Source organism: Candidatus Weimeria sp. HCP3S3_B5, from assembly GCF_052064335.1.
Lineage (GTDB): Bacteria > Bacillota > Clostridia > Lachnospirales > Lachnospiraceae > Weimeria.
Window position 1 is genome coordinate 1 of the sequence record NZ_JBQHVU010000038.1, and the last position, 8,445, is coordinate 8,445.

Annotated in this window: 11 protein-coding genes; 10 read left to right on the plus strand and 1 reads right to left on the minus strand. The window is 44.1% G+C overall.

Annotated features, from left to right (window positions below; translation table 11 throughout):
* Nucleotides 1–345: 345 nt before the first annotated feature.
* The 10 genes from ACTNCK_RS11250 to crcB all read left to right on the plus strand — a co-directional run bounded on the left by ACTNCK_RS11250 (nucleotide 346) and on the right by crcB (nucleotide 7,002).
* Nucleotides 346–1,260, plus strand: a complete 915-nt coding sequence (locus ACTNCK_RS11250; protein WP_441082824.1) for a TIGR01212 family radical SAM protein — start codon at nucleotides 346–348, stop codon at nucleotides 1,258–1,260.
* 63 nt (nucleotides 1,261–1,323) lie between these two features.
* The gene (locus tag ACTNCK_RS11255; RefSeq protein ID WP_441082814.1) at nucleotides 1,324–1,857 is read left to right on the plus strand and encodes a prolyl-tRNA synthetase associated domain-containing protein; all 534 of its coding nucleotides are present in this window, start codon (nucleotides 1,324–1,326) and stop codon (nucleotides 1,855–1,857) included.
* A gap of 134 nt (nucleotides 1,858–1,991) precedes the next feature.
* Entirely contained in the window at nucleotides 1,992–2,840 is an 849-nt protein-coding gene (locus tag ACTNCK_RS11260) for a hypothetical protein (protein ID WP_441082815.1), read from the plus strand.
* A gap of 90 nt (nucleotides 2,841–2,930) precedes the next feature.
* Entirely contained in the window at nucleotides 2,931–3,068 is a 138-nt protein-coding gene (locus ACTNCK_RS11265) for a hypothetical protein (RefSeq protein WP_441082816.1), read from the plus strand.
* Nucleotides 3,052–4,263, plus strand: a complete 1,212-nt coding sequence (pepT, locus tag ACTNCK_RS11270; RefSeq protein WP_441082818.1) for a peptidase T — start codon at nucleotides 3,052–3,054, stop codon at nucleotides 4,261–4,263. The genes ACTNCK_RS11265 and pepT overlap by 17 nt, the downstream gene beginning before the upstream one ends.
* A gap of 354 nt (nucleotides 4,264–4,617) precedes the next feature.
* Nucleotides 4,618–4,794 (plus strand): hypothetical protein, encoded by a 177-nt coding sequence (locus tag ACTNCK_RS11275; protein ID WP_441082819.1) that lies wholly within the window; start codon nucleotides 4,618–4,620, stop codon nucleotides 4,792–4,794.
* Nucleotides 4,795–4,805: 11 nt separating this feature from the next.
* The gene (locus ACTNCK_RS11280; RefSeq protein WP_441082820.1) at nucleotides 4,806–5,354 is read left to right on the plus strand and encodes a histidine phosphatase family protein; all 549 of its coding nucleotides are present in this window, start codon (nucleotides 4,806–4,808) and stop codon (nucleotides 5,352–5,354) included.
* A 30-nt stretch (nucleotides 5,355–5,384) separates the two neighbouring features.
* Nucleotides 5,385–5,915, plus strand: a complete 531-nt coding sequence (locus tag ACTNCK_RS11285; RefSeq protein WP_441082825.1) for a CidA/LrgA family protein — start codon at nucleotides 5,385–5,387, stop codon at nucleotides 5,913–5,915.
* On the plus strand, nucleotides 5,899–6,600 hold the full coding sequence (locus ACTNCK_RS11290) for an LrgB family protein (RefSeq protein ID WP_441082821.1): 702 nt from the start codon (nucleotides 5,899–5,901) through the stop codon (nucleotides 6,598–6,600). The genes ACTNCK_RS11285 and ACTNCK_RS11290 overlap by 17 nt, the downstream gene beginning before the upstream one ends.
* A gap of 33 nt (nucleotides 6,601–6,633) precedes the next feature.
* On the plus strand, nucleotides 6,634–7,002 hold the full coding sequence (gene crcB / locus ACTNCK_RS11295; protein WP_441082822.1) for a fluoride efflux transporter CrcB: 369 nt from the start codon (nucleotides 6,634–6,636) through the stop codon (nucleotides 7,000–7,002).
* A 61-nt stretch (nucleotides 7,003–7,063) separates the two neighbouring features.
* Here the strand turns inward: crcB and ACTNCK_RS11300 are convergent, their stop codons facing one another.
* The gene (locus ACTNCK_RS11300; RefSeq protein WP_441082823.1) at nucleotides 7,064–8,314 is read right to left on the minus strand and encodes a sensor histidine kinase; all 1,251 of its coding nucleotides are present in this window, start codon (nucleotides 8,312–8,314) and stop codon (nucleotides 7,064–7,066) included.
* Nucleotides 8,315–8,445: the final 131 nt, after the last annotated feature.

The following is an 8,445-nucleotide window of genomic DNA, read 5'->3' on the forward strand; positions in this document are numbered from 1 at the left end:
ATCTTTCATAAATCCCAACAATGAGAACAAAAACGGAATAACAGCAAGTAAAGCGAAGGAAAGATCCTCCGCTTTACTTGTGATGCATTCAGTTCTTCTGTGAATAGTAACGAATCATCTCCTTTTAAGCTGTATTCTAGCATAATTATTAGTACAGTAACAGGCTTATGTGCTATAATAGAATCTGATAACCAGACAGGTATAATTGATTTAATGGAGATAATCAGAATGGAGCTTACAGGAGAAAACTCAGTTATCACACCAGAGGGAGTATTCATCATCGGACCAGTAGTTGGAAAGGCCTTCAGTGACGGACTGAAGCTTAAATAAGTATCAGCGGTGAAGATGATTACACTTTCTGATCATTTGAAAAGCATATACGGACAGAAGATCTACAGGATTTCCCTGTCATCCGGCTGCACATGTCCGAACAGGGATGGAAGTATAGGGACTGGTGGCTGTACATTCTGTACAGCCGGCGGCTCCGGAGAGTTCGCAACGGATATCATTTCTTTGGATGATATTGACACACAGATAGAAAAAGCAAAGCAGAAAGTGATCCATAAGCTTCCATCGGATATCCGACCTCAGAAGCAGCGATTTATAGCATATTTCCAGTCATATACGAATACATACGGAGATACCGGAAGGCTAAGAAGCATATATGAAAAGGTGATCCGCCGGGATGATATAGCTGTTTTATCGCTTGGCACCAGACCGGACTGCATAGATGAAGAGAAGCTTCAGATGATCATTAAGCTTGATCAAATAAAGCCGGTCTGGATCGAGCTTGGATTGCAGACCGCAAATGATCATACTGCTGAGCGGATCCACAGAGGCTATCCGACCTCAGTCTTTGATGACTGCTTCAGAAGACTGAAGTCAGCAGACATAGAAGTGATCGCTCATGTGATATTCGGACTTCCGGGCGAGAGCCGGGATGATATGCTTGCTACAATAAGACATCTCGCATTCTTATATCCACCTCTCGATGGGATCAAGATCCAGATGCTCAATATCCTTGAGGGATCATTTCTTGCCGAAGAATATAAAAGACATCCATTTCCACAGATGACAATGGAAGAGTATACAGATCTTGTAGCAGAGGCTGTTTCGATCCTGCCGGATACCACGGTGATCCACAGGATGACCGGTGACGGCCCGAGAAATCTTCTGATATCACCTAAGTGGGTAACCGACAAGAAACGGGTCATGAATATGCTGCGCAGGAAGATAGCTTATGTATCTGCCGATACATAAGGGTATGATCCAAAGAGAATGTAAATAACTATGCGGGAAGCTTTGGAACAGAGGAATATAGATATGGAATTATATGACGGAAGACCGGCAGATACAGCCGGCAGGGAGGAGAAGGAGATAAGGGTCTATGACCTTCTGGATTCGCTTGGAATAAAGTATAAGAGGACAGACCATGCGCCTGCCACAACTATGGAGGTCTGCGATGTGATCGATGCAGTTCTTGACTGTCTGATCTGCAAGAATCTCTTCCTCTGCAACAGGCAGAAGACCAGATTCTATCTGCTGATGATGCCTGGGCATAAGGTATTCAAGACAAAGGATCTGTCGAAGCAGATCAATTCCGCCAGACTCTCATTTGCGCCTGAGGATAAAATGGAGGAATATCTTGATATAAAGCCTGGCTCAGTAAGCATAATGGGGCTTATGAACGATCATGACAAAAAGGTGCAGCTTCTGGTGGACAAGGACGTGCTGGCAGAGGAATATGTCGGCTGTCATCCCTGCGTGAACACGTCATCGCTTAAGATACTGACGAAGGACGTTTTCGGGGTATATCTGCCAGCCGTAGGTCATGACTATATTCCTGTGGAGCTGTAAAATATCCATTTGCATTCGCAGGAAAGATCGATCCTTGTTCGGAAAGTTATATTGAGACTGGCCAGATTATCGGTTATAATTGGACTGGCTTTAAGCTTTATCCGATGATTCAAGATATGGTAAAGGAGGTGGCTATGAAAGAGACTATTGCTGTTCTGATCATAATAATAGCGTTTGCTTTGGCTTTCCTTTTGAGAAAGCTTGTAAGAAAAACGAAGATGACAGGTCGTACCCGTATACTGGTGATCATTTTTCTGGCGGTTGCGGCAGTATATATCATTATCCACGGACGTGATGACTCATCGCTGCTATCGGATCTGACGCCGGACAGCGATCAGCGGACTGATTACTGGCCTAGAGATACTATGATCATTAAGCAGATGGATGACCTTGGAACCTTGCAGGAGAAGAAATGGAAGGGGCTTTCGGAGGATCAGAGGATAGCTACCCTGCAGAGGGTGGCAGATATAGAGAGCAGGCATCTGGGGATCGATTCATCAGTCAAGATAAGGCTGAAGGCAGATGAACTTGATAATACGACGATCGGGTTATTTAATGCCAACGAGATGACAGTTTCTCTGAATAGTATATATCTGGATCAGGGAGGACCATATCTGATGATAGCGGCAACCTGTCATGAGCTTTATCATGGATATGAGTTTTATCTTGTAAATGAGCTTGCAGATCACAGGATTTCCAGAAAACAGCATACCTATGAAAAGGCCAGACAGTATCTGAATGAGTTTCAGAATTACAAGGACAGCAGCTCGGGTTTCGCCGGATATTACGGTCAGTCCTGCGAGGCAGATGCCAGGTCATATGCAGATGAGGCAGTCGTAAGCTATCGTAACCAGATAAACGCACATTATGGCAGAAATGCTATAAATGATAAGCAGTCAGCCTATCTGATCAAGACTCCTGGCTCAGGAAAAATGTTTTATGTGACTCCGGACTACAATAATGTGGACGGATCAGGACAATAAAAGGCAGATAGGATCAGGATCAGTAAGCGGGCAGGCAAATCTGATGGCTGCACAGAACAAATCAGTGGAGATACAAAACAGACCATTGTCGTGGCTGATGATGACAGCACGAGCCAGAAAGCAGATGCAGATTCTAAGAAGCCGGATCCTGTCAATCAGATAAGAGAGGTATATGAGAAGCTTAAGACAAGCATTAGAAAGGATAAGACCCATGACACTGAAAGATAGATTCCTTAAGTACATATCAGTATATACTACCTCTGATGAGACCTCGAATACCACACCAAGCACCGACAGACAGCTCAATCTTGCGGAGATATTAAGGAAAGAGCTGGCAGGGATAGGGGCAGATGATGTTACGGTAGATCAGGGATATGTGTATGCTTATATAAAGGCATCTCCTGAAATGGTAGACAGAAAGCCTTTGGCTTTTATTTCACATATGGATACTGCGCCTGATTTTAATGGAAGAGATGTGCATCCGCAGATCATTGAGGATTATGATGGTGGAGATGTAAGGCTTGAGGGAAGCGGAGATCTGCTTTCGGTCAGGGATTTCCCGGATCTGGCAGCACTAAAGGGACAGACACTTATCACTACAGATGGGACCTCTCTTCTGGGAGCCGATGACAAGGCAGGACTTGCAGAGATCATTACGGCAGCAGAGGGGGTGCTTTCTGAGGGAGCCTTGCATGGAGATATCTATATAGTATTTACTCCGGATGAGGAGATAGGACGGGGATCAGATAAGCTTTCCTTTGAAAGATGCAGGGCAGAATATGGCTTTACAGTAGATGGCGACTATGAGGGAGAGGTTGCCTATGAGAATTTCAATGCAGCATCGGCTGAGATAAGAATCGGGGGCAAGAATGTCCATCCGGGAGAGGCAAAGGATATAATGAAAAACGCTGCTTCTATTGCAGCCGAATTCGACAGACTGATCCCTGAGGCAGAGAGACCGGAGCACACGTCCGGACGTGAGGGATTCTATTATCTGACTGATATTTCCGGGAATTGTGAAGCGGCAAAGCTGTCTTATATAATAAGAGACCATGACAGTGACAGATTCTCCCGTAGGAAACACTACATCGAGAAGATTACAGATGTTATGAATGAAAAATATGGCAAAGGTACGGTAACCCTCTCTATAAGGGATCAGTATCAGAATATGATAGAGATCATGAAAGACCATATGGATATAGTAGGACGGGCAGAGGATGCGATCCGGTCAGTGGGGCTTGAGCCGGTAAGCCGTCCGGTGCGCGGAGGAACAGATGGAGCTATGCTGTCATTCAAGGGCCTTCCGTGTCCAAACCTGGGTACAGGTGGCTATGGTTTCCACGGACCATATGAGCATTGCACACTTGAGGCCATGGAGAGGGAGGTTGGTATAATAAAATACCTGATGACACATCCGCTGTGATACATTTCCATATGCACCACTTAATACTCTTGAGATTTTTAGTGGCACGGGTTGGAATATATCTCTGGTTCAGGCACTTATAATTGTATTGGCAATACTGGCTCTAGGCCGTGTCGTTTTGGCACTATTCTGTGCTTTCCTGACAATTACAATGAAGAACAAGGTGCTTTCTATTCTTGCGTGTATTCTGGCGTACCTGATTCCTGATATTGTATGCAAGAGCTCTGAAATGATATATTACTTTCCCATAGGCATGATAAAAGATTGCATCAGGTAAAAACAATCTTAAACCTGTGATCAAGGCTTTTTTTTGCGTGATTTTTTTGGTACAATAGGGACCCGGAGGTAAAGATAATGGGTCTTACAAGAAAGATGAACAGGCATCTGGACAGCAACAGCGGTCTGCCGCCTGAGCTTACTAACAGTATAAATGATCTTTTCGACGAGGTATACGGTGGATCTGATCAGGAAGAGGATGAAGAGAAGACTTACCCTGGTCAGGGAGATGAGGAAGACGGCAGGTCTGTCTGATCGGAGGAAGTATGGGTATAATGTATTTCGTCCGTCATGGACAGACAGTCTGGAATGTGGAAAACAAGATCTGCGGAGCAACGGACAGCCCGCTTACAGAGCAGGGACATATGCAGGCGAAAAGGACCGGTGAGATAATAAATGATGCTATCTCAGCAGGCAGGATGCATATAGATATGATACTTACATCACCTCTTAGCAGAGCAAGGGATACTGCAGAGGAGATAAGCAGCCAGACGGGTATTCCAGTGCATACTGAGGTGAGGCTGACCGAGCAGAACTTTGGCAGGTGGGAGGGAACGCCGAGAGACGGAGGAGATTTTGCTGCAGCAAAGCAGAATTTCTGTGACAGCTTTTCAGGCGGTGAATCCATGCTGAGGTGCGCCCAGAGAGTTTATGATCTGATAGATGAGATAACAGCCATACCGGATAAAACATTTCTTCTAGTGGCTCATAATGGTATTGCCCGCATTGTTGAGTCCTATTTCAGGGATATGACAAACGCAGAGTTTGCAGCGTTTGGAATAAAGAATGCCCAGATACGTGAGTACAGATTCTGACCCACACAGGAGGTAGCTATTTTGAAATACATGAAACAGTTTGGCATTATCCTGGCAGTGACCTGTGTCGGGGAATTCCTTCATCAGTTCCTTCCACTTCCTGTACCGGGATCGATCTACGGACTTGTCATAATGCTTATATTTCTATGCACCCATGTGCTTCACATAGAGGATGTCAGGGATACGGCTGAGTTCCTTATAGAAATCATGCCAATGATGTTTATCCCCGCAGCAGTTGGATTGATAGTCACCTGGAGGGCCATAAGGCCTGTGCTGGTGCCGGTGCTTGTGATCACAGTAGTTTCAACGATCCTTGTGATGGGAGTCACGGGTACAGTAACTCAGTCGGTGATGCGCCTTAGAAAAAGGCTCACATCACGTACAGATACGGTAATAAGTGAGGAGGCTGCAAGGATCCGTCAGGAGCGTAACATGATACCGCTTGACAGACGCATAAGACTTAAAGTCAGGATCCAGCTGATAAAAGGACGGCGATGGAAGAGAGATCATATAGACAGTAGATTTAAGAATAAGGATAAGGATAATGGAGAGCATAAGTAATCTGGTCGCGCTTTCAGCGACGTTCGGAGTAGTAATAAGCATAATAGGATACGGGCTTGGTGTACTGATAAGGAACAAGACAGGACTAGGTATTTTTAATCCTCTTCTTATATCCATTATTTTTGTTATGGTCATTCTTTCTGTATTCAGAATAGATTATAAGGATTACAACGTAAGTGCCAGATATCTGTCATATCTGCTGACGCCGGCTACAGTAAGCCTTGCCATACCGCTTTATATCCATATAGAAAGACTGAAAAGGAACTGGGCCGGAATACTTGTGGGTCTGCTTTCAGGTTCGCTTACGTCGATGGGTTCGGTTCTTATGATGTCGGCCTTATTTCATCTTTCTCACAGGCAGTATGTCACTCTTCTTCCGAAATCGATCACCACGGCGATAGGCATGGGAATTTCAGGTGAGCTTGGCGGAATGGTGACGATCTCTGTGGCTGTGATAATTGTTACAGGAATACTTGGAAATGTGCTTGCAGTATCCGTCTGCAAGCTGTTTTCGATTACTGATCCGGTGGCAAAGGGACTTGCTATCGGCGCTGCTGCACATGCGATCGGGACTTCAAAGGCCATGGAGATAGGGGATATAGAGGGAGCGATGGCTTCTCTAGCCATAGTAGTAAACGGTCTTATAACAGTAATAGGAGCAAGCTTCTTTGCAATGCTATATTAATGGCGGGATAATAGCTGATCGAAGGGATATATCATGATAAAGTGCCTGATAGTCGGGGCAGGCGGTGCAGTTGGTGCAATAGCAAGATATCTTATTGGGTTTATGCCGCTTGATCCCCGGAATGGATTTCCAGTAAAAACATTTCTTATAAACGTGATCGGTTGCTTTATTATAGGATTGATCGCAGCTTTTTCTGAAAGGAATGGCCTGAAGCCTGACCTTGTCCTCTTTATAAAGGTAGGAATATGCGGAGGATTTACAACCTTTTCCTCATTTGCACTTGAGACCGAGGGACTTATAGGCAGGGGCCAGGCAGGCATTGCACTTATCTATATGCTGCTGAGCGTAGTCAGCGGTGTGCTTTTAGTGTTTGCAGCTGAGAGGATTGTGGCAGGGATCTGATTTTTAGTTTCAAATGATCATGATGAGCACGGTAAAAGGGCTGTTTCAGAAATCTATTTCTTTATTCTGGAATATCTCCAGACAGATTAAGTATGGCACTTGCTGTAAAGGTCCGCTCATCACATGACAGAAATAGATCACCCTGATACTTCCGGGCAATACGTTCCATATTTGAAATCCCAATACCATGAGCAAGCTTATCGGACTTGGAAGTGTCTATCCTGTTGTTTAGGATCAAAACATTTGAGCGGACAGGATTTGTAACAGTTATGCCCAGGGTCGAGTACTGAAACCTTGAAGTAAAGCTTATCTGTTTATGCCCGGGAAGGCCGGCACAGGCCTCGATCGCGTTATCAAGAATGTTTGAGAGCAGAATGACAAGATCGCAGTCTTGTATATTAAGAGCGGGAATGATACCATCAAAAATGATCTCTGTATCTGCTTTTTTAGCAATATCAGATTTATATGAAAGGATAGCATTAGCAAGTGGGTTTCCTGTGTTATAGCTTTTAGAAATTATATGATCATCCTGGCTCAGTTTATTCAGATAAGATTCCAGCCTGTCATAGTCTTTGCTTTCAAGCAGGGCTCTCATGGCGGTCAGATGATTTTTTGCTTCGTGTGAGAAGCTTCGAAGCTCTTTGTCAGTGGCACTCTGCCGGAGATAATGATCGGATAGCTCTGACATCTGTGAGTCAAGAACAGACATCATAGCCTCCATGGAATAGCTTCTGCCATTTACAAAGATCACCAGACCTGTTAATAATAGAACAAATACCATGGCTATCATTGAGCAGACCCTACCTCTTATGTCGCCATTTCCATACCAGAGAGAGTTTTCAAGATTTCCTGTAAAATATACTGCAGCAATAAGGATGAAATACTTCCATAGTGAAAGCTCGGCAAGACCTATATTAGCGATATGGAATTTTCTTACATATGTAATAGCACTTAGTGCAATAGCGAAGACAATAGATGAAACTGCAGCCAGAATGTCATCGATCCATATATGAGCTGATTTGGGTGCATGGAATATAAAGACAGCAACTATTGTAAGCGTGGAGGAAATGACTGCTTCGGCTTCTTCAAAGAGGAATACAATAGCTGGAATATGAGAGTCCATGCCATATCTATACCATAGAAATGGGACGGCTCTGAAATAGAAGAAGAAATAGAGAATGCTTGCAGGAAGAGTAAAGGGTGAAAGCTTCGCGATACAATAGGCATATGTGATGATAAAATAATAAACGATCCATAGAATTCCTGAAACATTTTCAGAATGACTTTTGGACCCTTTTATGCTGTCAAACATAAGCTTGAAGCTGATTAGGTGTAAGCGTATTATAGAGCTGGGCTATTTATTATGAGCGCCTTCCTGTAAACTTTGTTTAGAAAACAGAAGTCTGCAGGGAGGTGTTTTTTATGCTGCCTAAGGATATAAAG